Origin of the sequence: Micrococcus sp. CH7 (assembly GCF_001595485.1) — a bacterium.
GTDB classification, from domain to species: Bacteria; Actinomycetota; Actinomycetes; order Actinomycetales; family Micrococcaceae; genus Micrococcus; species Micrococcus luteus.
Genome location: NZ_LOSQ01000007.1, coordinates 68,417 through 94,529, shown reverse-complemented (window position 1 = coordinate 94,529; position 26,113 = coordinate 68,417). Strand labels below are relative to the sequence as shown.

Genomic DNA, 26,113 nt, shown 5'->3' with positions numbered 1-26,113 from the left:
CAGCCCGCGCCTCGACAGCGGCGGGGGCGGTGCTGGAGGGCATCTTCCGTGGAATGCCCACCAGCCCCCGCCCGGTTCAGGCCCCGGCGTGGACCTGATGCACGTGCGCCGTCGCGTGCTCGCGCGCGGCCAGGGCGCGGACCGTCTCGTCCCGACCCTCGGCGAGGACGCGGGACAGCCCCGCGCGGGTGTCGGCCAGCCGCTCGGACAGGGCGGTGGCGCGGTCGGCGATCTCCGGGGTGACCTGGGCGGTCGGGTAGCCCAGCGTCGCGGCGGTCTCGGCCATCTCGTGGGAACGGGAGTCCCACATCGCCTCGACGCCCTCGAAGTAGGCGTCCGCGAAGGGCGCGATCAGCGCGGCGTCGTGGACCCGGGCGAACCCGATCAGGGCCTGGCGCTGCTCCGTGTTGGACAGCTCGCCGGCCATCACCCGGTCCCAGGCCGCGCGCTTGGCCTCGGCCGTCGGCACGGCGGCCCGGGCCTGGATCGCGGCGAGCGCGCCCGTGGCGGTCGCGTCGGCGCGCTCGGCCTCGGCGATCTCGGCCTCCCCGGCACGGCCGGCCGCCACCAGCGCGGTGAGCAGCTCCCAGCGCAGGTCCGTGGTGAGGTCCAGCCCGGGCACGGTGCGGGTGCCGTCCACGAGGGCGGCCAGGCGGTCCAGCTGCGCCGTGGTGCGCGCGTGCAGGGCGAACGCCTTGACGAACTGCAGCTGGTTGTCCGAGCCGTCCTCGGCCTCCGCGACGAGGCCCCACAGACGGTCGGCCGCCGCGACCCGCACGGCCTCGGCCTGGTCCTCGGGCAGGTACAGGCCGATCGCCGTCGCGAGCTGGCGCAGCAGCGTCTGCACCACGGACGAGTCCCGCTCGTGGCCGACGTTGGCGAGGACGAGGTCGACGAACCAGGCGGCGGAGGCCTCGCCGTCGCGCACGGTGTCCCAGGCCGCCCCCCACAGCAGCGTGCGCGCCAGGGAGCCGTCCACATCCTTCAGACGGGTGGACGCGGCCTCCCACGAGGCGTCGTCGAGGCGCAGCTTGGCGTAGGCCAGGTCGTCGTCGTTGGGCAGGATCACGGCGGGACGACGGCGGCCGGCGGCCTCGGCGACCTCAGTCACCTCACCGGCCACGTCGAGTTCGAAGCGCTCGGTGCGGGTCAGGCGGCCGGTGGCCTCGTCCACGTCGTAGAAGCCCACGGCGAGGCGGTGGGGGCGGAGCACGTCGTCGCCGGGCGCCGACGGCGAGCCGTCCGGGGCGCTCTGGCGCAGGCGCAGCGCGGTGATGGTGCCGGCCTCATCCGTCTCCACCTCGGTGCGCAGCGTGTTCACGCCCGAGGTCTCGAGCCACACGCGGGTCCACTCGGACAGGTCGCGGCCGGACGCGGCCTCGAGCTCGGACATGAGGTCCGGCAGCTCGGTGTTGCCCCACGCGTGCTGGGCGATGTACGCGCGGACGCCGGCCATGAAGTTCTCCTGGCCCACCCAGGCCACGAGCTGGCGGAGCACGGAGGCGCCCTTGGCGTAGGTGATGCCGTCGAAGTTGACGAGCACGTCGTCGAGGTCGCGGATCCGGGCCTTGATGGGGTGCGTGGAGGAGAGCTGGTCCTGACGGTAGGCCCAGTTCTTCTCCATGGAGGAGAAGGTGGTCCAGGCGCCGGTGTACTGCGTGTTCTCGGCGGCGGCGAGCGTGGACATGAACTCGGCGAAGGACTCGTTGAGCCACAGGTCGTTCCACCAGCGCATGGTGACCAGGTCGCCGAACCACATGTGGGCGAGCTCGTGGAGGATCGTGATGGCGCGGCGCTCGATCAGCGCCTCCGGCACGGTCCCGCGGAAGACGTACGACTCGAGGAAGGTCACGCAGCCGGCGTTCTCCATGGCGCCGGCGTTGAACTCGGGCACGAACAGCTGGTCGTACTTCTCGAACGGGTAGGCGTGGCCGTACTGGGCCTCGAAGAACTCGAAGCCCTGGCGGGTGAGCTCGAAGACGTTCTCCGCGTCCAGGTGCTCCACCAGCGACGCGCGGCAGTAGACGCCGAGGGGGATCGTGCGGCCGTCGGCGCTGGTCAGCTCCGAGTGCACGGAGGCGTACGGGCCGGCGACGAGCGCGGTGATGTAGGAGGAGATGCGCGGGGTGGGGGTGAACTCCCAGACCGCGGCGTCCACGCCCTGCGGGTTCTCCTCGGTCGCCACGACGCCGAGGGTGCGGCGGGAGGCCTCTGGCTGGTTGGACACCACGGCCCAGTGTGCCAACGCGGTCACCGTGAAGCGGAAGGCGGCCTTGAGGTCGGGCTGCTCGAACACCGCGAACATGCGGCGGGAGTCCGGCACCTCGAACTGGGTGTAGAGGTAGACCTCCTGGTCCACGGGGTCCACGAACCGGTGCAGGCCCTCGCCGGTGTTGCTGTAGTCCCCGAGCCCGTCGACCACGAGGGTGTTCTGCGCCGCCAGCGGGCCGATCCGCAGTCGGGCGCCGTCGAAGTCCGCCACGTCCAGCGCCTCGCCGTTGAGGGTCACCGTGGGAGCCTGCTCCGCCACGAAGTCGATCCACGTGTGGGTGCCCACCGCGTCCTGCGTGGCCGCGAACGTCACGGTGGTGGCCGTGCGGAAGTGCTCCGCTCCGCGGGTGAGGTCCAGGCTCACCTCGTACGCGTCCACGGTGAGGGCGGCCGCGCGCGCGGCGGCCTCTTCGCGGGTGATGTTCATGGCGGCGGCGGTGGTCACGGTCGGACTCCTCCTGGGGTCGGGTGGATGCGGCACGGCCGGGCGCCTGTGATGGGGGCCATGGCACGGTGCTCCCCAGTGTGCCACCTGGCCCGGGCGTCGTGGACGGCCTCTGGATGCCCCGCCCCTCACTAGACTGGCGGGGACCCCGAGCCACCGCCCCTAAGGAGTCTGCGCATGCGCGTCCACATCGCCACCGACCACGCCGGCATGGAGCTGTCCGCCCACCTGGTGGAGCACCTCACCGCCGCTGGCTACGAGATGGTGGACCACGGACCCACCGAGTACGACGCGCAGGACGACTACCCGGGCTTCTGCATCAACGCCGCCCGCGCCGTCGTCGCCGACCGCGAGCAGGGACTGGACTCGCTCGGCATCGTGCTGGGCGGCTCCGGCAACGGCGAGCAGATCGCCGCCAACAAGGTGGCCGGCGTCCGAGCCGCCCTGGCCTGGAACCTGGACACGGCGCGGCTGGCCCGCGCGCACAACGACGCGAACGTCGTGGCCGTCGGCGGTCGACAGCACTCGCTCGAGGAGGCCACCGAGCTCATCGAGGCGTTCCTGGCCGAACCGTTCTCCCAGGACGAGCGCCACGTGCGCCGCATCGGGAAGATCGCGCACTACGAGACCACCGGAGAGGTGCTGATGTGAGTGCCTGAGGGCCACTCCGTCCACCGTCTCGCGCGCCAGTTCACCGACGTCTTCGGCGGCCGCCGGATCCGCGCCACGAGTCCGCAGGGCCGCTTCGCCGAGGGGGCCGCCCTGCTCGACGGCCAGGTCCTGAAGCGCGCCCGGGCCCACGGCAAGCACTTCTTCGCCGACGTCTCCGGCGGCCACGTGCTCCACGTCCACCTGGGCATGTACGGGGCGTGGACCTTCGGCGGGGATCAGGACTTCGCGGCCGCGTCCTCGATCGGCGCACCCCGCCGGATCGGCGAGCGGGAGGTCCACGACGACGGCGCCCCGGCCGCCGAGCCCGCTCGCGACGCCGACGGCTGGGTCCAGCCCCCGCCGCCGGCCGCCACGGTCCGGCTGCGACTGCGCGCCGAGCACGGCTGGGCCGACCTGATCGGCGCGAGCCGGTGCCGCGCGCTCACTCCGGCCGAGGCTGCCGACGTCGTCGCCGGCCTGGGCCCGGATCCGCTGAGCGACGACGATCCCGCGCCGTTCTACGACCTCGCCCGGCGGACACGGCGGCCGATCGGCGTCGTGCTGATGGACCAGGCGGCCGTCAGCGGGATCGGCAACATCTTCCGGGCCGAGGCGCTGTTCCGCGCCGGCATCGACCCGTGGCGGCCGGCCCGGGAGGTCTCCGCGTCGGACCTGGCATTCCTCTGGGCGGACAACGCCGCGCTCATGCGGGAGGGCGTGCGGCTCGGGCGGATCGTCACCACGCGGCCCGAGCACCGGCCGGGGATCCTTGCCGAATCGGCCTGGCCCGAGCACGCGAACTACGTGTACCAGCGGCAGGGCCTGGCCTGCCTCGTGTGCGGGCGCGAGACGATCGTGGTGGAGGAGATGGCGGCCCGGAAGCTCTACCGGTGCCTCACCTGTCAGAGCTGAGGGGCCTGTAGCAGGCCCGACCGGGCACAGCGGTCAAGGCACCGGCGCGGACGACGACGCACCCGAGAAAGCCATGAGCCGGGCCATCGTGTGCACACGATGACCCGGCTCATGAGGTCCGGAGGGGATGACGGGAATCGAACCCGCGTAGCCAGTTTGGAAGACTGGGGCTCTACCATTGAGCTACATCCCCGCGGGGCCGCGCTCGGCGCGGACCAGCGGCTGACACCGTATCACGGCGGGCCCGCGTCGGCCGTGGGGGAAGAGGCATGATGCACGGCTCCCGTCCCGCCCTCCGCAGGGCCGCGTCCGCCCTCGCCGGCCGTCGTCCCCTGTCCCTGCGCGGCGCCACCGTCCTCGTGACGGGCGGCGCGTCCGGCATCGGTCGACTGATCGCCCTGGGGGCCGCCCGCCGCGGCGCGGGCCGCGTCGTCGTCTGGGACCTCGACCTGCAGGGGGCTGAGGCCGTCGCCGCCGAGATCCGGTCTCAGGGCGCGGACGCCCAGGCCGAGCGCGTGGACGTGACGGACGCGGCCGCCGTCGAGGCCGCCGCCGCCCGCGCCGGAGAGGTGGACGTCGCCGTGAACAACGCGGGCGTCGTGACGGGCGTGCGCCTCGAGGACGCCACGGAGGAGGGCATCCGCCGCACCTTCGAGGTGAACGCACTCGCGCCGTACTGGCTGACCCGGGCGGTCCTGCCCGGAATGCGGGCCCGGGACCGCGGGGCCGTGGTCACGGTGGCCTCGGCCGCGGGGTTGGTCGGCGTCGCGCGCCAGACGGACTATTCCGCCACCAAGCACGCCGCGGTCGGCTTCGCCGAGTCCCTCGCCGCGGAGCTGCGCAAGGACGGCAGCCGCGTCACCTCCCTCGCCGTCTGCCCCTTCTACATCGACACCGGGATGTTCGCGGGCGTGCGCAGCCGGGTGCCCTGGCTGCTGCCCGTGCTGGATCCGCGCCACGTGGCGCAGGAGGTGCTGGACGCCGTCGAGGCCGGCCGCACCCGCCTGCTGCTGCCGCGCGCCGTCGGTCTGATCGCGCCCCTGCGCGCCCTGCCGGCGCCCGTCTTCGACCGCGCGATGGACGTCCTCGGGGTCAACGCCACGATGGACGGCTTCACGGGCCGGCGGTCGCGGCTTTTCGCGGGGCGCGAGACGGCGCGCTAGGATTCCACAGTCTGCCCTCGGGCAGTCCCTCGGGTGTCCGGCGAGCCTCCACCGCGTGAGCCCGCCGGCGTCGGGGACGACGGCGGGGTGTAGCTCAGCTTGGTAGAGCGCGCGCTTTGGGAGCGTGAGGCCGCAGGTTCAAATCCTGTCACCCCGACTCGACGTCAAGACCATCCACCACCACCAACAGGAGTCATCCGTGGTCAAGTCCACCGCAGAGAACCTCAGCCCGACCCGCGTCAAGCTGACCGTCGAGGTGCCGTTCGAGGAGGTGAAGCCCGCCCTGGACAAGGCGTTCAAGGACATCGCCAACCAGGTCCAGATCCCGGGCTTCCGCAAGGGCAAGATCCCGGCGCGCCTGATCGAGCAGCGCTTCGGCCGCGAGATCGTCGTGGACCAGGCCGTCAACGAGGGCCTGAACACCTGGTTCTCCGCCGCCATCGCCGAGGCCGAGGTCACGCCGATCTCCCGCCCCGAGGTCGACGTGACCGCCACCCCGGACGCGGAGAACGCCGAGGGCCCGGTGGCCTTCACCGCCGAGTTCGACGTGCGCCCGACCATCGAGCTGCCCGACTACAAGGGCCTCAAGGTGACGGTGGAGCCCGCCCAGGCCACCGAGGAGGACGAGCAGAAGGCCCTCGACGCCCTGCGCTCGCGCTTCGGCTCCCTCAAGGACGTGGACCGCCCGGCCGCCCAGGACGACTTCGTCACGATGAACCTGACCGCCACGGTCGACGGCGAGCAGGTCGACCAGGCCGAGGGCCTGTCCTACCAGGTGGGCGCCGGCACCATGCTCGAGGGCATCGACGAGGCCCTCGACGGCCTGTCCGCCGGCGAGGACGCCACCTTCGAGACCACGCTCAACGGCGGCGAGCACGACGGCGAGACCGCCGTGGTCAAGCTGGAGCTGACGGCCGTCAAGGAGCGCGAGCTGCCCGAGGCCGACGACGAGTTCGCCCAGCTGGCCTCCGAGTTCGACACCATCGCCGAGCTCAAGGAGGACCTGAAGAAGCAGGCCGCCGAGGAGGCCGTGAACCGCCAGGGCGTCGAGGCCCGCGACAAGGTCCTCGAGGAGCTGGCCAAGCTCGTCGAGGTCCCGGTGCCGGACGGCGTCATCGCCGAGCAGGTCGAGCAGCACTTCTCCGCCGGCGGCCACACCGCGGGCGACGACCACGACACCGCCGAGCACCGTGCCGAGCTCGAGCAGAACACCCGCGAGGCGTTCGCCAACGAGGTCATCCTGGACGAGGTCGCCGAGGCCGAGGAGGTCACGGTCGACCAGGGTGAGCTGATCGAGTACATCATCGCCACCTCCTCCGAGTACGGCATGGACCCGAACCAGTTCGCCATGATGCTCGACCAGGGCGGGCAGATCCCGATGATCATGGGCGAGGTCCGCCGTCGCAAGGCCCTGGCCAAGGTCCTCGAGTACGCCGAGGTCACCGACACCGACGGCAAGGCCGTCGACCTCACGGCGTTCGTGACCCCGGGCGGCCAGGAGGCCCTCGACGCCGAGGCCGAGGCCGACGACGCCGAGGCGGCCGAGCAGGCCTGATCCCGGCCGGTGGGGACGCACCCCCGCCGAGCCACGACGACGGCGCCCCCGCCCACGCCGGTGGGGGCGCCGTCGTCGTCCCGGGGCCCCGGTGGGCGGCCCCGGGCGGGGTCCGCGACAACCTGCGCCAACAGCGAAACGCCGACGGCGTCCCGCGCGCTGGCCCGGACGCCCGGCTAGTGTCGGACTCGATCAGGGACCCGTCCGTCCGCGCGAGCGGCCGCCGTTCGGGAGGCCCGTGGACATCTCGACAGGAAGGCGGAAGTGATGACCGACATCACCCCCAGCATGCGTTCGGTGGACCCGGCGCAGCGCGAGGATTTCCTCTACACCCAGCTGCTGAAGTCGCGCATCGTCTGGCTGGGCGAGGACGTCCGTGACGACAACGCCAACGCGATCTGCTCCCAGTTGCTCCTGCTCTCGGCCGAGGACACGGAGAAGGACATCTACCTGTACATCAACTCCCCGGGCGGCTCCGTCACCGCGGGCATGGCGATCTACGACACCATGCAGTACATCCCCAACGACGTCGTGACGGTGGCCACCGGCCTCGCCGCGTCCATGGGCCAGTTCCTGCTCGCCTCCGGCACCAAGGGCAAGCGCTACGCCACCCCCCACGCGCGCGTGCTGATGCACCAGCCCTCCGGCGGCATCGGCGGCACCGAGTCGGACATCCGCATCCAGGCCCAGCTGATCCTGCACATGAAGCAGGTGATGGCGGAGCTGACCGCCGAGCAGACCGGCCAGTCCGTGGAGACCATCCTCGAGGACAACGCGCGGGACAAGTGGTTCACCGCGCAGGAGGCCCTCGAGTACGGCTTCATCGACCACATCGCCGACCGTGCCGCGTCCGTGACCGGCGGCGGCGGCGTCCGGGGCTGAGCCCGGCCCGGACCGTCCCGACCCTCTCCAGGAGACCAAGAATGACCCAGTTCCCCGCCGGGCTCCCCACCGGGATGCCCTCCCTGCCCACGCCGGACGCGCGCTACATCCTCCCGCAGTTCGAGGAGCGCACGCCCTACGGCTTCAAGCGCCAGGACCCCTACGCCAAGCTCTTCGAGGACCGCATCGTCTTCCTCGGCGCGCAGGTGGACGACGCGTCGGCCGACGACGTGATGGCCCAGCTGCTCGTGCTCGAGGCGATGGACTCCGAGCGTGACATCACCCTGTACATCAACTCGCCGGGCGGCTCGTTCACGGCCATGACGGCGATCTACGACACCATGCAGTTCATCCGCCCCGAGGTGCAGACCGTGTGCCTGGGCCAGGCCGCCTCCGCCGCGGCAGTGCTGCTGGCCGCGGGCGCCCCCGGCAAGCGCCTGGCGCTGCCCAACGCGCGCGTGCTGATCCACCAGCCGGCGATGCAGGGCGACCGCGGCACCGCCACCGACCTGGAGATCCACGCCCAGGAGATCAACCGGATGCGCGTGTGGATGGAGGAGACGCTGGCCTCCCTCACCAACCGCACGCCCGAGGAGGTCTCGCAGGACATCGACCGGGACAAGTTCCTCTCGGCCGAGCAGGCCCTCGAGTACGGCCTCGTGGACGAGGTCCTCGCCTCCCGCAAGATCACCCGCCCGTCCGCCTGACCGACGGCGCCCGTCGAGGGGCCCGGCCGCGCGGCCGGGCCCCTCGACGCCGACCGGGGACCCGGTCCCTTAACGTGTCCGTCCACGGCCGTATGCTGGACGGAATCTGACAGCGACGCCGCCCGCGCGGGGCGGACGTCTCCGCCCGGCCCCCGAGGAGTACCACCATGGCGCGTATCGGAGAGAGCGCTGACCTGCTGAAATGCTCGTTCTGCGGGAAGAGCCAGAAGCAGGTGCGCAAGCTCATCGCCGGCCCGGGTGTCTACATCTGCGACGAGTGCATCGAGCTGTGCAACGAGATCATCGAGGAGGAGCTCGGCGAGGCGGCGGAGGCGGACGAGACCGTCCTGCCCACCCCGCAGGAGATCTTCGACCACCTCGAGAGCTTCGTGATCGGCCAGGAGGCGGCCAAGCGTTCCCTCGCCGTCGCCGTGTACAACCACTACAAGCGCGTGCGTGGGCCGCAGGCGCGGAGCGGTGACCTGGCCGACCGCCTCACCGAGCGGGACGACCTGGCGGACGTCGAGGTCGGCAAGTCGAACATCCTCATGGTCGGCCCCACCGGCTCCGGCAAGACGTATCTCGCGCAGACCCTCGCCCGGCGGCTCAACGTCCCGTTCGCGGTCGCGGACGCCACCAGCCTCACCGAGGCCGGCTATGTGGGCGAGGACGTGGAGAACATCCTCCTCAAGCTCATCCAGGCCGCGGACTACGACGTGAAGAAGGCCGAGCAGGGCATCATCTACATCGACGAGATCGACAAGATCTCGCGGAAGTCCGAGAACCCCTCCATCACCCGGGACGTCTCCGGCGAGGGCGTGCAGCAGGCCCTGCTGAAGATCCTCGAGGGAACGGTGGCGTCGGTGCCGCCGCAGGGCGGACGCAAGCACCCCCACCAGGAGTTCCTGCAGATCGACACGTCCAACGTGCTGTTCATCGTGGCGGGCGCGTTCGCGGGCCTGGACGAGATCATCGGTTCCCGCGCCGGCCGCAAGGGCATCGGGTTCGGCGCGCCCCTGAACCACCTGGGCGCGGGGGACGTCACCTACGCGGACGTGCGGCCGGAGGACCTGCTGAAGTTCGGCCTCATCCCCGAGTTCATCGGCCGCCTGCCCGTGATCACCACCGTCGAGGACCTCACGCACGAACAGCTCGTGCGGGTGCTGACCGAACCGAAGAACGCCCTGCTCAAGCAGTACCAGAAGATGTTCCTCATGGACGGCGTGGAGCTCGAGTTCGAGCAGGACGCCCTGGACGCCGTCGTCGCCCAGGCCGAGGCCCGCGGCACCGGCGCCCGCGGCCTGCGTTCCATCATGGAGAACGTCCTCAAGCCCGTGATGTTCGAGCTGCCCTCCCGCTCGGACGTGGGCACGGTCGTCATCTCCGGGGACGTGGTGCGCGGCGAGGCCGAGCCCACGCTCATCCCGGCCGAGGTGGAACGACGTCGACGCGGCCGGAGCGCCTGACCGCCGTCGCCCAGCAGGACCGACCGGAGCCGAGACGGCTCCCTGATCGCAAGGAGCACAGCATGACCGACACCACGCAGCAGCCCACCGTCGACTTCTACTTCGACGCCACGTGCCCGTTCGCCTGGATCACCTCTCGGTGGATCCTGGAGGTCCAGAAGGTGCGCGACGTGCGGGTGGTCTTCAAGATCATGTCGCTCGCGATCCTGAACGAGGGCCGCGACCTGGACCCCGAGTACCTGGCCCGCCTCGAGAAGGCCTGGCTGCCGGCCCGCGCCGCCGTGCAGGTGCGCGAGCGGTACGGTGCCGAGGCGCTCGGCCCGTGGTACACCGCGGTCGGCACCCGCATCCACGAGCAGGGCCGCACGGACTTCGAGGCCGTGGTGGCCGAGGCCCTCGAGGAGCTCGGCCACGACGCGGACATCCTGGACGCCGCCCGCACCGACGTGGCCGACGAGCAGCTGCGCGCCAGCCAGAAGGAGGCGGAGGACCTCGTGGGCAACGACGTCGGCACGCCCGTCGTGGCGTTCAACGGCACGGCCTTCTTCGGTCCCGTGATGACCCGCATCCCGCGCGGCGAGGAGGCGGGCCGCATCTTCGACGGCGCCGTCGCCCTGGCCGACTTCCCGTACTTCTACGAGATCAAGCGGGCCCGCACCACGGATCCGCAGTTCGACTGAGCCCCCGGCTCGCACGAGACCGGCCCCACACCTTCAGCGCGAAGGTGTGGGGCCGGCGTCGTCGGGGTGCGGGGCGGCGGGGGTCAGCTGCGCGCCACTCTGCCGGCCGCGCGGATCAGGGGGACCTGCAGGGGCAGCCGCCCGAGGGAGACCAGTTGCGCCGGCCAGGGCCGGCGTCGCCACCGCCAGGCCATCCACGCATTGCCGGGCCACACGCCGAGGAAGAGCGCCTGCGCGGCGCGTCCGCCCGCGCGCCGGGTGCGCGGGACGGCCAGCAGACCCGCCACGGCCAGCTCGGCCACGCCGGAGCCGTGGGTCCACGCGCGGGCCGAGCCGGGCAGGAACGGCGGGATCAGCCCGTCGAAGGGCTCAGGTCGGACGAAGTGGAGCACGCCCATGGCGGCGAGGGCGGCGGACATCCGCCGGGCGGAGGAGTCGCAGGCGCGGCGGCCGGCCGGGGCGGGATCGGGTGTCGGTCTCATCCTCTCAGTGTCCACCCCTGCCGCGGTGACCGCACTGCGACATGCGGCAGGAGCACGACCGGGAGGTGCACCACGACACCCCCGGGAGGGCCGCCTCCCGACGAACTCCGATCCGGCGGCGGACTGTCCGACGCGTGCTGTGCCCTACCGGATCCGGGCCACGAACATCCCACGCTGACGGCAGACTCGGGTTTGCAGCACGGGCGCGACGACGGCCCCGCCGCCCGTGATGGGCGACGGGGCCGTCGTCGTGCCGCGTGCGCTCCCGAGACACCGTCCGGGAACGCGCGGCGCGGGTCAGTCGTCGTCGACCGGTGCGAGCTGCACGTCGGAGACGGTCAGGGGCGCGGACTCGCCGGCCTCGCCCTGCGTGAGGGACAGGTCCGCGATGTTGCCGGCCGCCTTGAGGTCCGCCAGGCCGCCGCGCAGCTTCTCGAGCCAGTCGGCCGGTCCGGTCACCACGGCGGAGCGCACCTCGGTCCGCTGCTTCACCTTGGCCTCGGACTTCGCCTTGCGGATGCCGCCCAGGACCTGCGCCACGGTGGGCAGGACCTCGGCGTCGCCGGCGGAGGCGGCGAAGGACAGGGACGCCACCTCGTCCGCGGCGCCCGGCCACGCGGCGGTGTGCACGGAGCCGGCGCGCCACCAGCTCCACACCTCCTCGGTGGCGAACGGCTGGAACGGGGCCAGCAGACGCAGCAGGGCGTCCAGGGTGGTGGCCAGCGTGGTCACCACCGAGGCCTGCTCGGCCTCGCCGTGGCCACCGTAGGCACGGTCCTTCACGAGCTCCACGTAGTCGTCCGTGAAGGCCCAGAAGAACTGCTCGGTCACGTTGAGGGCACGTGCGTAGTCGTAGGCCTCGAACGCGCGGGTCGCCTGCTCCACGGTGGCCGCGAGGCGCGTCAGCAGGGAGGCGTCCAGCGGGTTGGTGACGGCCGCGGCGTCGTCGGCCGTACGGATGACGGCGTCCTGCGTGGCGCCCAGGTTCAGCACGAACTTGGCGGCGTTGAGCAGCTTGATGGCCAGGCGGCGGCCGATCTTCATCTGCGCCACCTCGTAGGCGGTGTCCGCGCCGAGGCGGGCCGAGGCGGCCCAGTAGCGGACGGCGTCCGAGCCGAACTGGTCCAGGATGTCGGTCGGGACCACCACGTTGCCCTTGGACTTGGACATCTTCTTGCGGTCCGGGTCGAGGATCCAGCCGGAGAGCGCGGTGTCCGTCCACGGCACGGAGCCGTTGAGGGCGTGGGCGCGCACCACGGTGGAGAACAGCCAGGTGCGGATGATGTCGTGGCCCTGCGGGCGCAGATCGAACGGGAAGACGTTGTTGAAGAACGCCTCGTCACGGGACCAGCGGCCCACGATCTGCGGGGTCAGCGAGGAGGTGGCCCAGGTGTCCAGGACGTCCGGGTCGCCGGTGAAGCCGCCGGGGACGTCGCGCTGGTCCTCGGAGTAGCCCGGGGCGGCCTCGGCGGCCGGGTCCACGGGGAGCTGCTCGTCGGCCGGGAGGATCGGGTTCTCATAGTCGGGCTCACCCTCCGCGTCCAGCGGGTACCAGACCGGGATCGGCACCCCGAAGAAGCGCTGGCGGGAGACGAGCCAGTCACCGTTGAGGCCCTCGACCCAGTTCTCGTAGCGGTGGCGCATGTGCTCCGGGTGCCAGGAGAGCTCGCGGCCGCGCTCGATCAGCTCCGCGCGGCGGTCGGCGTCGCGGCCGCCGTTGCGGATGTACCACTGGCGGGAGGTGACGACCTCGAGCGGCTTGTCGCCCTTCTCGTAGAAGTTCACGGCGTGCATGATCTTCTTCGGCTCTCCGTCCAGCAGGCCGGCCGCAGTGAGGGCGTCCACCACACCCTGCTTGGCGGAGAACACGGTCTTGCCGGCCACGGTGTCCGCATAGGCCTGTCGGCCGGCGTCCGTGGTGATCCACTCGGGGGTGTCGGCGGCGAAGCGGCCGTCACGGCCGATCAGGGTGCGGGTCGGCAGCTGCAGCTCGCGCCACCAGGTGACGTCGTTGAGGTCGCCGAAGGTGCAGACCATGGCGATGCCGGAGCCCTTGTCCGGCTTGGCCAGCGGGTGCGGGAAGACCTCGACCTCCACGCCGTACAGCGGGGAGGTGACGGTCGTGCCGAACAGGTGCTGGTAGCGCTCGTCGTCCGGGTGGGCGACCAGGCCGGAGCAGGAGGCCAGCAGCTCGGGGCGGGTGGTCTCGATGAAGACCTGCTCGCCGTCCGCAGCGGTGAAGGCGTAGCGGTGGTAGGCGCCGGGGACCTCGCGGTCCTCGAGCTCGGCCTGGGCCACGGCGGTGCGGAAGGTCACGTCCCACATGGTGGGGGCCTCGGCCAGGTAGGCGTCGCCCGAGGCGATGCCGGCCAGGAAGGCGCGCTGGGAGACGGCGCGGGAGACGCCGTCGATGGTCCGGTAGGTCATGTCCCAGTCGACGGACAGGCCGAGGCGGGTGAAGAGGTCCTCGAAGACCTTCTCGTCCTCGACGGCGAGCTCCTCGCAGAGCTCGATGAAGTTCTTGCGGGAGATCACGTCCCAGTCGCGCTGGTTCTTCGCCGGCTTCTCCGGCGGGCGGTAGCCCTCCACGTACGGCTTGGCGGGGTCGCAGCGGACGCCGTAGTAGTTCTGCACGCGGCGCTCGGTGGGCAGGCCGTTGTCGTCCCAGCCCATCGGGTAGAACACGTTCTTGCCGTTCATGCGCTGGTAGCGGGCGAGCACGTCGGTCTGCGTGTAGGAGAAGACGTGGCCCACGTGCAGCGAGCCGGAGGCGGTCGGCGGGGGAGTGTCGATCGAGTAGACCTGCTCGCGGGTGGTCTGCGTGTCGAACGCGTAGGTGCGCTCGTCGGCCCAGCGGGCGGTCAGCTTCTCCTCGAGGCCCTCGAGGGCCGGCTTGTCCGGCACGGCCACGGCGGCGGGGGTGGACGGGGTCGATGCGTCGATGGGCGTGTCTGTGCCCTGCGTGTTCTCAGCCATGCCCGCCATCCTCCCATGACCGGGGCGGCGGGCCGGGCCTGCGACGACGCCCGGGACATCCCGCCCTTCCAGTCGGTCGACCTGGAGGAGGTGATCCGGGCGGTGCTCCGAACGGCACGGCTCGGCTACGGTCGGAGGCGTGAGCCACACCCATGAACCTGCGAAGAACCCCGCCCGCGCCGCCGTCGTGACGGGGGCCACGAGCGGCATCGGCCGCGCCACGGCCCTCGAGCTCGCCCGCCGCGGTTGGCGCGTGTACGCCGTCGGCCGCCGGGCCGAGCGCCTCGAGACCCTCGCTGCCGACGCCCGGGCCGAGGGCGTGAGCGGCAACGTCGTCCCCGCCCCCCTGGACGTCACGGACGAGGCCGCCGTCGCCGCGCTGGCCTCGCGCGTCGAGGCCGACGGCGGCGCCGACACCCTCGTCAACATCGCCGGCGGGGCGCTCGGCACGGACGCGGTGGGCGTGGGCGACCGCGCCGACTGGGAGTGGATGTACCGCGTCAACGTGCTCGGCACCCTGACGATGTGCCAGGCGTTCCTGCCCATGCTCCGCGCCCACGGCGAGGGCACCGTGCTCAACCTGACCTCGACCGCCGCCGTCACCGCCTACGAGGGCGGCGCCGGCTACAACGCCGCGAAGATGGGCCAGCACGGGCTCACCGGCGCGCTGCGCCTGGAGGAGGCCGAGCACAACGTGCGGGTGATCGAGGTGCTCCCGGGCATGGTCCACACCGAGGAGTTCTCCCGCAACCGCCTGGGCGGCGACCAGTCCGCCGCGGACGCCGTGTATGCGGGCGTGGAGAAGCCGCTCACCGCCGAGGACGTCGCCGAGGTGTGCGTCCACGCCGTCGAGCTGCCCCACCACGTGAACCTGGATCAGATCGTGATGCGGCCGGTCGCCCAGGCCGCCCAGCACAAGGTGATCCGCCGGTGAGCGGCGGGCCGCAGAACGTGTGGGCCGACGCGGTGGGCTCGGCATGAGCGCGCCCGTGCTGCACGTGATCGCCTGCGCCCACGGCACGCACGACGCGGCCGGCCGCGACGTGATCGACGGCCTCCGTGCCGACCTGGCGGCCCTCCTGGCCGCCGAGGGGCCGGGCGCCCAGGTCCACGAGGCCTACGTGGACGTGCAGAGCCCCTCCCTCGACGAGGTCGTGGCGGCCCTGCCCCCGGGGGAGCCGGCCGTGATCGTGCCGCTGCTGCTGTCCCTGGGCCATCACGTCCACCACGACATCCACCACGCCGCAGCCGCCCGACCCGGCACGATCGCCGCCGCACCGCTGGCCGGGGCCGGGGACGACGTCGAGCCGCGCCTGGTGACCGTTCTGGCCGAGCGGGTGGCCCGGGCGGTGCCGGCCGGTGAGGCCGCGACATCGGACGTCATCCTGGCGGCGGCCGGCACCCGCGCCGCGGACGGCCAGGCCCAGGTGCACGCCCTGGCCGGGGCCCTGGCCCGGGCCACGGGACTGCCCGTGACCGCTGCGTTCGGGGCGGCGGCGACCCCCCGTGTGCCCGACGCCGTCGCCCGGGTGCACGCCGCCGGCCGTCGCGCCGTGGTGGCCGCCCACCTGCTGGCCCCCGGGTACTTCCACGACCGGCTCGGCGAGGCCGGCGCGGACGCGGTCACCGACCCCCTGCTGCCGCATCCGCTGGTGGCGCGGATCGCCCTGGACCGGCTGCGGTCCGCCCTCGCCGAGGCCCCGAGGGGAGCCGCCGGAGGCCGCTGAGCCGCTCGTCACACGGCCGGGGCTGGGCCGGGCCCCAACCGCGGGCCGGCCCCGGGAACGTGACGAACCGCGTCGACGATCTTGGGGTCGGCATGCCGGGTTCCTAGCGTGGCGGCCATGACCCAGGTGAACGAGACGTCGAGGCCGGCGCGCACCCCGCGCCGTCCCTCCGCCAAGCCGCACGGCCAGTGGAAGGTGGACGGGACCACCCCCCTGAACCACAACGAGGAGTTCAAGCAGCAGGACGACGGCCTGAACGTCCGCGAGCGCATCGAGCAGGTCTACGCCCGGGAGGGCTTCGACTCGATCCCCTCGGACGACCTGCACGGCCGCTTCCGCTGGTGGGGCCTGTACACCCAGCGCCGGCAGGGGATCGACGGCGGCAAGACCGCCACCCTGGAGCCCAACGAACTCGAGGACCGCTACTTCATGCTGCGCGTGCGCATCGACGGCGGCGACCTCACCACCGAGCAGCTGCGCGTGATCGGCGGGATCTCCACCGACTTCGGCCGTGACACCGCGGACATCACCGACCGGCAGAACGTCCAGCTGCACTGGATCCGTGTCGAGGACGTCCCCGAGATCTGGCGGCGCCTGGAGTCCGTGGGCCTGTCCACCACCGAGGCCTGCGGCGACGTGCCGCGCGTGATCCTCGGCTCACCGGTGGCCGGGATCGCCGCGGACGAGATCATCGACCCCACGCCCGTGATCCGGGAGATCGCGGACCGCTGGATCGGTGACCTCGAGGTCTCCAACCTGCCCCGCAAGTTCAAGACCGCCATCACCGGACATCCCTCCCAGGACGTGGTCCACGAGATCAACGACGTCTCCCTGATCGGTGTCGTGCACCCCGAGCTGGGCCCCGGCTACGACCTGTGGGTCGGCGGCGGCCTGTCCACGAAGGCCCGCCTGGCCGACCGGATCGGCGCCTTCGTCTCGGCCGAGCGCGCCCCCGAGGTGTGGCACGCCGTCGTGAGCATCTTCCGTGACTACGGCTACCGGCGCCTGCGCAACAAGGCCCGCATGAAGTACCTGCTCGAGGACTGGGGGCCGGAGAGGTTCCGCACCGTGCTGGAGGAGGAGTACCTCGGCTACGCCCTGCCCGACGGACCCGCCCCGGCCCCGCCCACCCGCCCCGGCGACCACGTGGGGGTCCACGAGCAGAAGGACGGCCGCTTCTACATCGGTGCCGCCCCCGTCGTCGGCCGCTCCAGCGGCACCACCCTCACCGCCCTCGCGGACCTGCTCGAGGCCCACGGTTCCACCCGGCTGCGGACCACCCCGCACCAGAAGATCGTGGTGCTGGACGTGGAGCGGGACCGGGTGGACGCCGTCGTGGCCGGCTTGAAGGAGCTGGGACTGGACCCGGAGCCGTCCGTGTTCCGCCGCTCCACCATCGCCTGCACGGGCCTGGAGTTCTGCAAGCTCGCCATCGTGGACACGAAGGACACCGCCACCGCCGCGATCGCCCAGCTCGAGGAGCGCCTGGCCGACCTCGCCGACCGCCTCCCCGAGCGGCTGAGCCTGCATGTGAACGGCTGCCCCAACTCCTGCGCCCGCATCCAGACCGCGGACATCGGCCTGAAGGGCCAGCTGCTCCCGGACGACGACGGCGGCCAGACGCCCGGCTTCCAGGTCCACCTGGGCGGCGGCCTGGCCTCCGTGGACCGCGCCGAGGCCGGCCTCGGACGCAGCGTCCGCGGCCTGAAGGTCCGCGCGGACGGGCTGGTCGACTACGTCGAGCGCCTCGTCCGCCGGTACGACGAGCAGCGCGAGCCGGGCGAGACCTTCGCCCGGTGGGCGCACCGAGTCGACGAGGAGGCCCTCCGATGAGCACCATTCCCCCCACCCGTCCGACCGAGGACCTCGAGCGCCTGCAGGCGCTCGCGGAGTCCGGCGCCGCCGAGCTCGGCTGGGACGCCCCCGCCGAGGCGGTGGTCGACTGGGCCGCCCGCCATGTGGACCTCCGCCGGGCCGCCGTCGCCTGCTCCATGGCCGACGCCGTCCTGCCGCACCTGGTGGCGCAGCGGATGCCCGGCGTGGACGTCCTCTTCCTGGAGACCGGCTATCACTTCACCGAGACCCTCGCGACGCGCGACGAGGTGGCCCGCCGCCTCGACGTCACCGTGGTGGACGTGCTGCCGGAGCTGACCGTGGCCGAGCAGGACGAGCGCCACGGCAAGGACCTGTTCGCCCGTGACCCGGCGCTGTGCTGCGCGATGCGCAAGGTCGAGCCCCTCAACCGGGCGCTGGCCGGATACGACCTGTGGTTCACCGGAGTCCGCCGGGACGAGGCGCCGACGCGCACGGACACCCCGCTGGTGGGCTGGGACGAGGCCCACGGCATGGTCAAGGTCAACCCCGTCGCCCCGTGGAGCTTCGACGACCTGGTCGGCTACGCCACGGACCACGACGTGCCCGTGAACCTGCTCCTGCAGAACGGCTACCCCTCGATCGGCTGCCGTCCCTGCACCCGCCCCGTCGCCCCCGGGGAGGACCCCCGAGCCGGGCGCTGGGCCGGGACCGCGAAGACCGAGTGCGGCATCCACGTCTGAGCGCCGCACCCGAGACAGACCAAGGAGACACGATGACCCTCACCCATGCCCCCGACCCGGGGACCGTGAGCCCCGCCGGGCCCGACGTCCAGGACGCCCTGGAGGCCGAGGCGATCCACATCGTCCGCGAGGTGGTGGCCGAGTTCGAGCGCCCCGCCATGCTCTTCTCGGGCGGCAAGGACTCGGTGGTGATGCTCCACCTGGCCGCGAAGGCCTTCTGGCCGGGCAGGATCCCCTTCCCGGTGGTCCACGTGGACACCGGCCACAACTTCCCCGAGGTCCTCGAGTTCCGCGACCGCACGGTGGAGCGGCTCGGCCTGCGGCTCGTGGTGGGCTCCGTGCAGGAGTACATCGACCGCGGCGAGCTGCGTGAGCGCGCCGACGGCACCCGCAACACCCTGCAGACCACCCCCCTGCTGGACACGATCCGGACCAACCGGTTCGACGCCGTCTTCGGGGGAGGCCGCCGTGACGAGGACAAGGCGCGGGCCAAGGAGCGGATCATCAGCCTGCGGGACGCGTTCGGCCAGTGGGACCCGCGCAACCAGCGCCCCGAGCTGTGGAACCTCTACAACGGCCGTCACACCCCCGGCCAGCACGTCCGCGCGTTCCCCATCAGCAACTGGACCGAGCTGGACGTGTGGCGGTACATCGCCCGCGAGGGCATCGAGCTGCCCTCCATCTACTACGCGCACGAGCGGGAGGTCTTCCGCCGCGACGGCATGTGGCGCGCCGTGGGGGAGCACTCCCGCCCGGCCGAGAACGAGGAGGTCACCACGCGGACGGTGCGCTACCGCACGGTGGGCGACATGTCCTGCACCGGCGCCGTCCTCTCGGAGGCCGCCACCGTCGAGGACGTCGTGCTCGAGGTCGCCGCCTCCACCCTGACCGAACGCGGGGCCACCCGCGCCGACGACCGCATCTCCGAGGCGGCCATGGAAGATCGCAAGAAGGACGGGTACTTCTGATGAGCACCGCACTGCTGGACCGGCGCGCCCCCGCCGGGACCCTGTTCCGCCTGGCCACGGCCGGCTCGGTCGACGACGGCAAGTCCACCCTCGTGGGCCGCCTCCTGCACGACTCCAAGGCCGTCCTGGCCGACCAGCTCGAGGCCGTGGCCCGCACTTCCGCCGAGCGGGGCTTCGGCGGCGCCGAGGGCGGGCTGGACCTGGCGCTGCTGACCGACGGCCTGCGCGCCGAGCGGGAGCAGGGGATCACGATCGACGTCGCGTACCGGTACTTCGCCACGGACCGGCGCACCTTCGTGCTGGCCGACTGCCCCGGGCACGTGCAGTACACCCGCAACACCGTCACGGGCGCCTCGACGGCCGACGCCGTCGTGCTGCTCGTGGACGCCCGCAAGGGCGTGGTGGAGCAGACCCGACGCCACCTCAGCGTGGTGGCCCTGCTGCGGGTGCCGCACGTGATCGTCGCCGTCAACAAGATCGATCTCGTGGACTACTCCGAGGAGGTCTTCACCGCGATCGCCGAGGACGTCCGGCGCGTGGCCCGGGAGCTCGGCCTCTCCGACGCGGTGAGCGTCCCGGTGTCCGCCCTCCAGGGTGACAACGTGGTCACCCGCTCCGAGCGGACGGACTGGTACACCGGCCCCACGCTCATGGAGCTGCTCGAGTCCCTGCCCGGGGCGGACGCCGAGGACGACGCCGCCGCCTCCTTCCGCTTCCCGGTGCAGCTCGTGGTGCGCCCCCAGGGCGCCCTGGCCCCCGGCCTCGACCCCGAGGTCTTCCGCGACTACCGCGGCTACGCCGGGCAGGTGGTGGCGGGCACCGTCCGGCCCGGGGACGCCGTCGCCGTCCTCACCCCGGGGCAGCCGGTGCGCACCACCACCGTGGTGGGCGTGGACGCCGCCGGCGAGTCCCTCGAGGAGGCCTCCTCCCCGCAGTCGGTGGTCCTGCGCCTGGCCGACGAGGTGGACGTGGCCCGCGGGGACACGATCGCCGCCGCGGACACCGCCCCGCGCCCCACCGCGGAGGTGGCCGCCGCGCTGTGCTGGCTCTCCGCCGCGCCGCTGCGCGTCGGGCAGCAGGTCCTCGTCAAGCACGGCACCGCCGTCGTCCGGGCGCTCGTCCAGGAGGTGGCCGGCCGGCTCGACCTCGACACCCTGCGGCTCGACCCGGCCGAGACCCTCGGGCTCAACGACATCGGACAGGTGCGCCTGCACCTGGCCGCGCCGCTGCCCGTGGAGCCCTACGCCGTGCATCGGCGCACCGGGGCGTTCCTCGTGATCGACCCCCACGACGGGGCCACGCTCGCCGCCGGCATGGTGCGCGGCGGCGACGAGGCCTGAGACGGATGACGACGGCGGGACGGGAGCGGTCATGACAGTGGTGATGGAGGACGTGGGCAAGAGCTTCGGCGGGCCCACGCCCGTGCTGGAGGACGTCTCCGTGCGGATCGAGCCGGGCGAGTTCGTCTGCCTGCTCGGCGCGTCCGGATGCGGCAAGTCCACCCTGCTGAACATCATCGCCCGGCTAGAGGCGCCCACCGCGGGCGTCGTCAAGACCCCCCGGGAGGGGGCCGCGTTCATGTTCCAGGACGCCGCCCTCTTCCCGTGGCTCACCGCCCGCGGCAACATCGAGCTCGCCCTCCGCTTCGCCGGTGTGGCCGCGGGGGAGCGTCGGGAGCGTGCCGGGGAGCTGCTGCGCCTCGTCCACCTGGACGACGCCGCCGACCTGCGACCCCACCAGCTCTCCGGCGGCATGCGCCAGCGCGTCGCCCTGGCCCGGGCCCTCGCCCAGGACCGCCCCCTGCTGCTCATGGACGAGCCGTTCGCGGCCTTGGACGCGATCACCCGCGACCTGCTGCATGGGGAGCTCGAGCGCGTGTGGCGGCAGACCGGTCGGACGGTCGTGTTCGTCACCCACAACGTGGCCGAGGCCGTCCGCCTCGGCCAGCGGGTGCTGCTGCTGTCCTCACGTCCGGGTCGCGTCGTCGCCGAATGGGACGTGCCCGCGGCCGCCCGCCACGACGCGCCCGCCGCGGCCGCCCTCACGGCCGCCATCACCGCCCGACTCGGTCAGGAGATCCGTCGCCATGCGCACTGACACCCCCACCCTCGACGCCCCCGGCCGCGCGCCGGGGGCCGCCACCGACGACGAGCTGCGCGAGCTCGACAGCGGCCTCGACGCGCTCCAGGCCGTCGACTCGACCCGTCGGACGGGTCTGGCCGGGTGGGACTGGAGCCGGGTCCTGCTCCCGGTGGCCGCCGTCGTCCTGCTCGTGGCGATCTGGCAGGCCTTCGCGTGGCTGGCCGGTGCGCGCGGTGAGCCGATCACCGGTCCCGGTGACGTCGTCGGGGCCTTCGGGACGCTGTGGGCGCAGGGCCTCGTCCAGCAGGCAGTGGCGACGTCGGTGGGCCGCGCCGTCGTGGGCTTCGCACTCGCCGTGGTCGTCGGCGTCGGGCTGGGCCTCGTGCTCGGACAGGTCGGCGTCCTGCGGCGGGCGTTCGGCCCGCTGCTCACGGCCCTGATGGTGCTGCCCAACGTGGCCTGGGTGCCGCTCGCGGTGCTGTGGTTCGGCCTCAGCGACGCCACCGCGTACTTCGTGATGCTCACCGGCGCCGTCCCCGCCGTGGTCGCCGGCCTCACCACCGGCACGGACCAGGTGCCGCCGCAGCTGCGTCGCGCGGCCCGGGTGCTGGGCGCCTCGCGTCTCGAGACCGCCCTGCTGGTGGTCCTCCCGGCCGCCCTGCCCGCCTTCGTCTCCGGCCTGCGCCAGGGCTGGGCCTTCGCGTGGCGAGGCCTCATGGCCGCCGAGATCATCGCCGTCGGCGGGCCCATGGGCGTGGGACTCGGGACCCTGCTCCACGAGGGACGTGCCGCGTCCGACCTCGCCGTCGTCCTCTGCGCCGTCCTGACCATCCTGGCCGTCGGCGTCCTCTTCGAACTGGCCGCATTCGGCCCCGTCGAGCGGCGCATGCTGCGCCGCCGCGGGCTGCTGGAAGGGAGCACGCGATGACCGCGTCCGATCTGTACCCCACCTCCCTGCGTCTGCTCGGCCGGCCCGTCCTGATGGTGGGCGGCGGGCGCGTGGCCGGCCGCCGCATGGGCGCCCTCCTCGACGCCGGCGCGCTCGTCACCGTGGTGGCCCCGGAGCCGGGGGAGGAGGTGGAGCGGCTCGCGGCGGCCGGCCTGCTCACCCTGCACCGCCGCCCCTACCGCCCGTCCGACCTCGACGGGGTCTGGTTCGCCCAGACCGCCACCGGTGACCGGGCCGTGGACGGGGCCGTGGCCTCCGACGCCGAGGCCCGCCGCGTCTGGTGTGTCGACGCCTCCGACGCCGAGTCCTCCGCCGCCTGGACGCCCGCCGTCGTCCGGGCCGGGGACGTGACCGTGGCCGTCAACGCCGGGGGAGACCCTCGCCGTGCCCGCGCCCTGAAGGACGCGATCACCCTCGCCCTGTCCACGGGGCGGCTGCCGCTGCGGCGGCGGCGCGCGTCCGCCGAGCCCGGTCGCGTGGCCCTCGTCGGCGGCGGCCCCGGCGACTCCGGGCTCATCACCGTGCGCGGCCGGCAGCTGCTCGCGGAGGCCGACGTGGTGGTCGCCGACCGGCTGGGCCCGCGCGCCCTCCTGGCCGAGCTGGACCCGGCGGTGCCCGTGATCGAGGTCGGCAAGGCCCCCGGGAACCACCTGGCCACGCAGGACGAGATCAACGCCGTCCTGGTCCGGGAGGCCCGGGCCGGCCGCCTCGTCGTCCGGCTCAAGGGCGGCGACCCGTACGTGCTCGGCCGCGGCGGCGAGGAGGCAGCGCACTGCCGCGCCCACGGCGTCGACGTCGAGGTGGTGCCCGGTGTCACGAGCGCCGTCTCGGTGCCCGCCGCCGCGGGGATCCCGGTCACGCATCGCGGCGTCGCCACCGGTTTCACGCTGGTGACCGGCCACGAAGAGCTGTCCGAAGTGCCCACCCGGGCCGACCACACGCTCGTCCTGCTGATGGGCGTGCGCCGGCTCGCGGACACCGCGCGCCGACTGACGGAGCGCGGCCTCGACGGTGCGACGCCCGTGGCGATCATCGAGCGCGGCTGGATGCCGGACCAGCGGGTCACCGTGGGCACGGTGGAGACCATCGCCGCGCAGGCGGCCGCCGTCGGTGTGGAGAACCCCGCCGTGATCGTCGTGGGCGACGTCGTGCGCCTGAGCCCCTACGCCACCGGCGCGCCTGCGGCCGGCATCCCTGCCCCGATCTTGACCCTGAACCCGACCTCCGAAGGAGCACGAGCATGACCCCGACCCCCTCGTCCTCGAGGCCTGACCGCCCGTTGCGCATCGCCATCATCGGTGCCGGACCCGCCGGGGTGTACACGGCGGACATCCTGACCAAGGAGGAGCGGGACTTCCGGGTCAGCATCGACCTGTTCGACCGGTACCCGGCCCCGTTCGGCCTCATCCGCTACGGGGTGGCCCCGGACCATCCGCGCATCAAGGGCATCGTCACCGCGCTGCACAAGGTCATGGACCGCGGGGACATCCGTTTCCTGGGGAATGTGGACTACGGCACGGACCTGAGCCTGGCCGATCTGCGTCGGCACTACGACGCGATCGTGTTCTCCACCGGTGCCGTGCGGGACGCGGTCCTGGACGTGCCCGGGGTGGAGCTGGCCGGCTCGTTCGGTGGCGCGGACTTCGCGTCCTGGTATGACGGGCACCCGGATGTGCCGCGGCACTGGCCGCTGGAGGCCACGCAGGTGGCGGTGATCGGCAACGGGAACGTGGCCCTGGATGTGGCCCGGATCCTGTCCAAGCATGCCGAGGACCTGTTGCCCACCGAGATCCCGGACAACGTGTACCGGGACCTGGCCGCCTCCCCGGTCACGGATGTGCACGTGTTCGGCCGGCGTGGGCCGGCGCAGGTGAAGTTCACCCCGTTGGAGCTGCGGGAGCTGGCGCATTCCCGGGATGTGGACATCGTGTTGTACGAGGAGGACTTCGACTTCGATGCGGCCTCGGAGAAGGCGATCGAGGAGAACAACCAGGTCCGCACCATGGTGGGGACGCTGACGAACTGGCTCATGGAGCAGGAGGACCGTCAGCAGAGCGCCTCGCGTCGGCTGCACCTGCACTTCCTGCAGGCCCCCGAGGAGTTCCTGGACGAGGACGGCGACGGCCGGGTGGACGGCCTGCGGATGCGCCGGATGGAGCTGGACGGTTCCGGTGGGGTCCGCCCGACGGACGAGACCGTGGACTACCCGGTGCAGGCGATCTACCGGGCGGTGGGCTACTTCGGCTCGCCCGTGGAGGGGGTGGAGTTCGATGAGGTGCGCGGGGTGATCCCGAACGCGCAGGGCCGGGTGCTCGACGCGGACGGCGCCCCGGTGCCGGGCCTGTACGCCTCGGGGTGGATCAAGCGGGGCCCGGTGGGGTTGATCGGGCACACCAAGGGTGACTCCCTGGAGACGATCAAGCATCTGATCGAGGACGAGCCGGGGCTGTGGACGGCCCAGGAGCCGTCGGAGGAGTCGGTGATCGAGCTGCTCGAGTCCCGTGAGGTCCCGTACACCACGTGGGCCGGCTGGCATGCTCTGGATGACCATGAGAAGTCCCTGGGTGCGCAGGCCACGCAGGCCGGTCCGGTGGCGCGGGAGCGGGTGAAGGTCGTGGACCGGGAGGAGATGACCCGCATCTCCCGGGAGAGCGTCCTCCTCGGCGCCGAAGGCTGAGTCCTCCCGTCGGGCGGATTCGCGGCCGCGGCGCGGCCCACCCCTCGCCCGCGCCGCGGCCCGCTCCCTACCGTGGTGCCCATGACCACCTTCGCCGCAGCCGAACGCGCCCGCCTCGCTGACCTCCTGCTCGAGAAGGGCCCCCACGCGCCCACCCTGTGCGGCGGCTGGAGCACCCGCGACCTCGCCGCCCACCTCTGGCTGCGGGAGAGCCGACCCGACGCCTTCGCCGCCCTGTTCCTCCCGCCGCTGTCCCGCCACCTCGACCGCCTGACCGCGGACACCAAGCGCCGCGACTACGCCGAGGTCGTGCGGGAGTGGGCCGCGGGCCCGTCGGCGCTGAACCCCATGCGGGCGGCGGACAGGCACGTGAACGCGGCCGAGCACTTCATCCACCTCGAGGACGTCCGGCGCGGCGAGTCCGCGACCGGCGGCTCGCTGCCCGCCCCGCGCCCGTTCTCCCCGGACGAGGAGGACGCCCTCTACCGCTCGCTGCGCCGCATGGCCCCGCTGTTCCTGCGCACGTCCACGGCGCCGGTGGTCCTCCAGGGCCCGGGCCGCGCCCCGGTCACCGTCACCCGGGGGGCCGTGGCGCTGCGGGCGCCCGTCACGGTGACCGGCGAGGTCGGGGAGCTCCTCCTCTGGGCCTCGGGCCGGGACGCCGTGCACGTGGAGCTCGACGGCGACGCGTCGGCGGCCGTGCGCACCGCCCTCTGACGCGCTCCGGCCCGCGGCCACGGGCCGGCGCAGCGTCCACTACACTGGCGGGCACAGGCGTCGACCCGGCCATCACCGGTGAGCCTCCGGAAGAACGGGCCGCACGGCCCCAGTAGAACCGGACGGGTAAGCCCGTCACAGCAGTCATCAAGCGGCCGGCACCCCGGGGACCTCCCGAGGCCGGCAAGCAAGGTGGTACCGCGTCCGCGGCCGGCCGGAGGGTCGGGCCCTCGGGCGTCCTTGCACGG

Annotated in this window: 22 protein-coding genes and 2 tRNA genes; 20 read left to right on the top strand and 4 right to left on the bottom strand. The window is 72.9% G+C overall.

The annotated features are described in order from the left end of the window. Positions 1 to 76: 76 nt before the first annotated feature. Entirely contained in the window at positions 77 to 2,698 is a 2,622-nt protein-coding gene (gene pepN, locus AUV08_RS03270) for an aminopeptidase N (RefSeq protein WP_061867920.1), read from the bottom strand. A gap of 195 nt (positions 2,699 to 2,893) precedes the next feature. Between pepN and AUV08_RS03265 the strand changes: the two genes are divergently transcribed. Together AUV08_RS03265 and AUV08_RS03260 are read left to right on the top strand one after the other, a co-directional pair. Further along, positions 2,894 to 3,367 carry a ribose-5-phosphate isomerase gene (locus AUV08_RS03265; RefSeq protein WP_044659097.1) on the top strand — a complete coding sequence of 158 codons (474 nt, stop codon included), beginning with the start codon at positions 2,894 to 2,896 and terminating at the stop codon, positions 3,365 to 3,367. Then, a complete protein-coding gene (locus AUV08_RS03260; protein WP_061867774.1) occupies positions 3,368 to 4,279 on the top strand; it encodes an Fpg/Nei family DNA glycosylase in 912 nt (303 codons plus the stop codon). Positions 4,280 to 4,401: 122 nt separating this feature from the next. On the opposite strand, the gene AUV08_RS03255 is transcribed toward AUV08_RS03260, so the two are convergent. Next, positions 4,402 to 4,472 (bottom strand) — tRNA-Gly (locus tag AUV08_RS03255). Positions 4,473 to 4,548: 76 nt separating this feature from the next. Between AUV08_RS03255 and AUV08_RS03250 the strand changes: the two genes are divergently transcribed. From AUV08_RS03250 to AUV08_RS03220, 7 genes are all read left to right on the top strand, one after another. After that, positions 4,549 to 5,442 carry an SDR family oxidoreductase gene (locus tag AUV08_RS03250; RefSeq protein WP_036316872.1) on the top strand — a complete coding sequence of 298 codons (894 nt, stop codon included), beginning with the start codon at positions 4,549 to 4,551 and terminating at the stop codon, positions 5,440 to 5,442. An 83-nt stretch (positions 5,443 to 5,525) separates the two neighbouring features. Beyond that, positions 5,526 to 5,599 (top strand) — tRNA-Pro (locus AUV08_RS03245). 42 nt (positions 5,600 to 5,641) lie between these two features. Next, complete coding sequence (tig, locus tag AUV08_RS03240; RefSeq protein WP_044659111.1) at positions 5,642 to 6,997, top strand: trigger factor; 1,356 nt, start codon at positions 5,642 to 5,644, stop codon at positions 6,995 to 6,997. Between the two features lie 267 nt (positions 6,998 to 7,264). Next, a complete protein-coding gene (locus AUV08_RS03235; RefSeq protein WP_152743804.1) occupies positions 7,265 to 7,879 on the top strand; it encodes a ClpP family protease in 615 nt (204 codons plus the stop codon). Between the two features lie 41 nt (positions 7,880 to 7,920). Further along, positions 7,921 to 8,586, top strand: a complete 666-nt coding sequence (locus AUV08_RS03230) for an ATP-dependent Clp protease proteolytic subunit (RefSeq protein ID WP_002855988.1) — start codon at positions 7,921 to 7,923, stop codon at positions 8,584 to 8,586. 167 nt (positions 8,587 to 8,753) lie between these two features. Beyond that, positions 8,754 to 10,052, top strand: coding sequence for an ATP-dependent Clp protease ATP-binding subunit ClpX (clpX, locus tag AUV08_RS03225; RefSeq protein WP_060775624.1), 1,299 nt, complete (start codon positions 8,754 to 8,756; stop codon positions 10,050 to 10,052). A gap of 62 nt (positions 10,053 to 10,114) precedes the next feature. Continuing rightward, positions 10,115 to 10,732 (top strand): DsbA family protein, encoded by a 618-nt coding sequence (locus AUV08_RS03220; RefSeq protein ID WP_061867773.1) that lies wholly within the window; start codon positions 10,115 to 10,117, stop codon positions 10,730 to 10,732. Positions 10,733 to 10,815: 83 nt separating this feature from the next. On the opposite strand, the gene AUV08_RS03215 is transcribed toward AUV08_RS03220, so the two are convergent. Next, entirely contained in the window at positions 10,816 to 11,151 is a 336-nt protein-coding gene (locus AUV08_RS03215) for a membrane protein (protein WP_036316984.1), read from the bottom strand. Between the two features lie 360 nt (positions 11,152 to 11,511). Next, positions 11,512 to 14,190, bottom strand: a complete 2,679-nt coding sequence (gene valS / locus AUV08_RS03210) for a valine--tRNA ligase (protein WP_061867772.1) — start codon at positions 14,188 to 14,190, stop codon at positions 11,512 to 11,514. Positions 14,191 to 14,329: 139 nt separating this feature from the next. Here valS and AUV08_RS03205 point away from each other — a divergent pair, with 139 nt between their 5' ends. The 11 genes from AUV08_RS03205 to AUV08_RS03155 all read left to right on the top strand — a co-directional run bounded on the left by AUV08_RS03205 (position 14,330) and on the right by AUV08_RS03155 (position 25,865). Beyond that, positions 14,330 to 15,124, top strand: coding sequence for an SDR family oxidoreductase (locus AUV08_RS03205; RefSeq protein WP_061867771.1), 795 nt, complete (start codon positions 14,330 to 14,332; stop codon positions 15,122 to 15,124). Positions 15,125 to 15,167: 43 nt separating this feature from the next. After that, positions 15,168 to 15,917: a sirohydrochlorin chelatase gene (locus AUV08_RS03200; protein WP_061867770.1), complete on the top strand. Its 750-nt coding sequence runs from the start codon at positions 15,168 to 15,170 to the stop codon at positions 15,915 to 15,917. Between the two features lie 117 nt (positions 15,918 to 16,034). Beyond that, the gene (locus AUV08_RS03195; protein WP_061873102.1) at positions 16,035 to 17,750 is read left to right on the top strand and encodes a nitrite/sulfite reductase; all 1,716 of its coding nucleotides are present in this window, start codon (positions 16,035 to 16,037) and stop codon (positions 17,748 to 17,750) included. Continuing rightward, on the top strand, positions 17,747 to 18,472 hold the full coding sequence (locus tag AUV08_RS03190) for a phosphoadenylyl-sulfate reductase (RefSeq protein ID WP_061867769.1): 726 nt from the start codon (positions 17,747 to 17,749) through the stop codon (positions 18,470 to 18,472). Before AUV08_RS03195 ends, AUV08_RS03190 begins: the two co-directional genes overlap by 4 nt. A gap of 32 nt (positions 18,473 to 18,504) precedes the next feature. Beyond that, positions 18,505 to 19,440, top strand: a complete 936-nt coding sequence (gene cysD / locus AUV08_RS03185; protein WP_061867768.1) for a sulfate adenylyltransferase subunit CysD — start codon at positions 18,505 to 18,507, stop codon at positions 19,438 to 19,440. Continuing rightward, positions 19,440 to 20,780 carry a sulfate adenylyltransferase subunit 1 gene (locus AUV08_RS03180; protein WP_061867767.1) on the top strand — a complete coding sequence of 447 codons (1,341 nt, stop codon included), beginning with the start codon at positions 19,440 to 19,442 and terminating at the stop codon, positions 20,778 to 20,780. The genes cysD and AUV08_RS03180 overlap by 1 nt, the downstream gene beginning before the upstream one ends. Positions 20,781 to 20,811: 31 nt before the next feature. Beyond that, positions 20,812 to 21,537: an ABC transporter ATP-binding protein gene (locus AUV08_RS03175; RefSeq protein WP_010078844.1), complete on the top strand. Its 726-nt coding sequence runs from the start codon at positions 20,812 to 20,814 to the stop codon at positions 21,535 to 21,537. Further along, entirely contained in the window at positions 21,527 to 22,450 is a 924-nt protein-coding gene (locus AUV08_RS03170) for an ABC transporter permease (RefSeq protein WP_061867766.1), read from the top strand. The genes AUV08_RS03175 and AUV08_RS03170 overlap by 11 nt, the downstream gene beginning before the upstream one ends. Next, the gene (gene cobA, locus AUV08_RS03165) at positions 22,447 to 23,715 is read left to right on the top strand and encodes a uroporphyrinogen-III C-methyltransferase (protein ID WP_061873097.1); all 1,269 of its coding nucleotides are present in this window, start codon (positions 22,447 to 22,449) and stop codon (positions 23,713 to 23,715) included. The genes AUV08_RS03170 and cobA overlap by 4 nt, the downstream gene beginning before the upstream one ends. Then, a complete protein-coding gene (locus AUV08_RS03160) occupies positions 23,712 to 25,148 on the top strand; it encodes an FAD-dependent oxidoreductase (protein WP_061867764.1) in 1,437 nt (478 codons plus the stop codon). Before cobA ends, AUV08_RS03160 begins: the two co-directional genes overlap by 4 nt. A gap of 81 nt (positions 25,149 to 25,229) precedes the next feature. Then, positions 25,230 to 25,865 (top strand): TIGR03085 family metal-binding protein, encoded by a 636-nt coding sequence (locus tag AUV08_RS03155; RefSeq protein WP_061867763.1) that lies wholly within the window; start codon positions 25,230 to 25,232, stop codon positions 25,863 to 25,865. Positions 25,866 to 26,113: the final 248 nt, after the last annotated feature.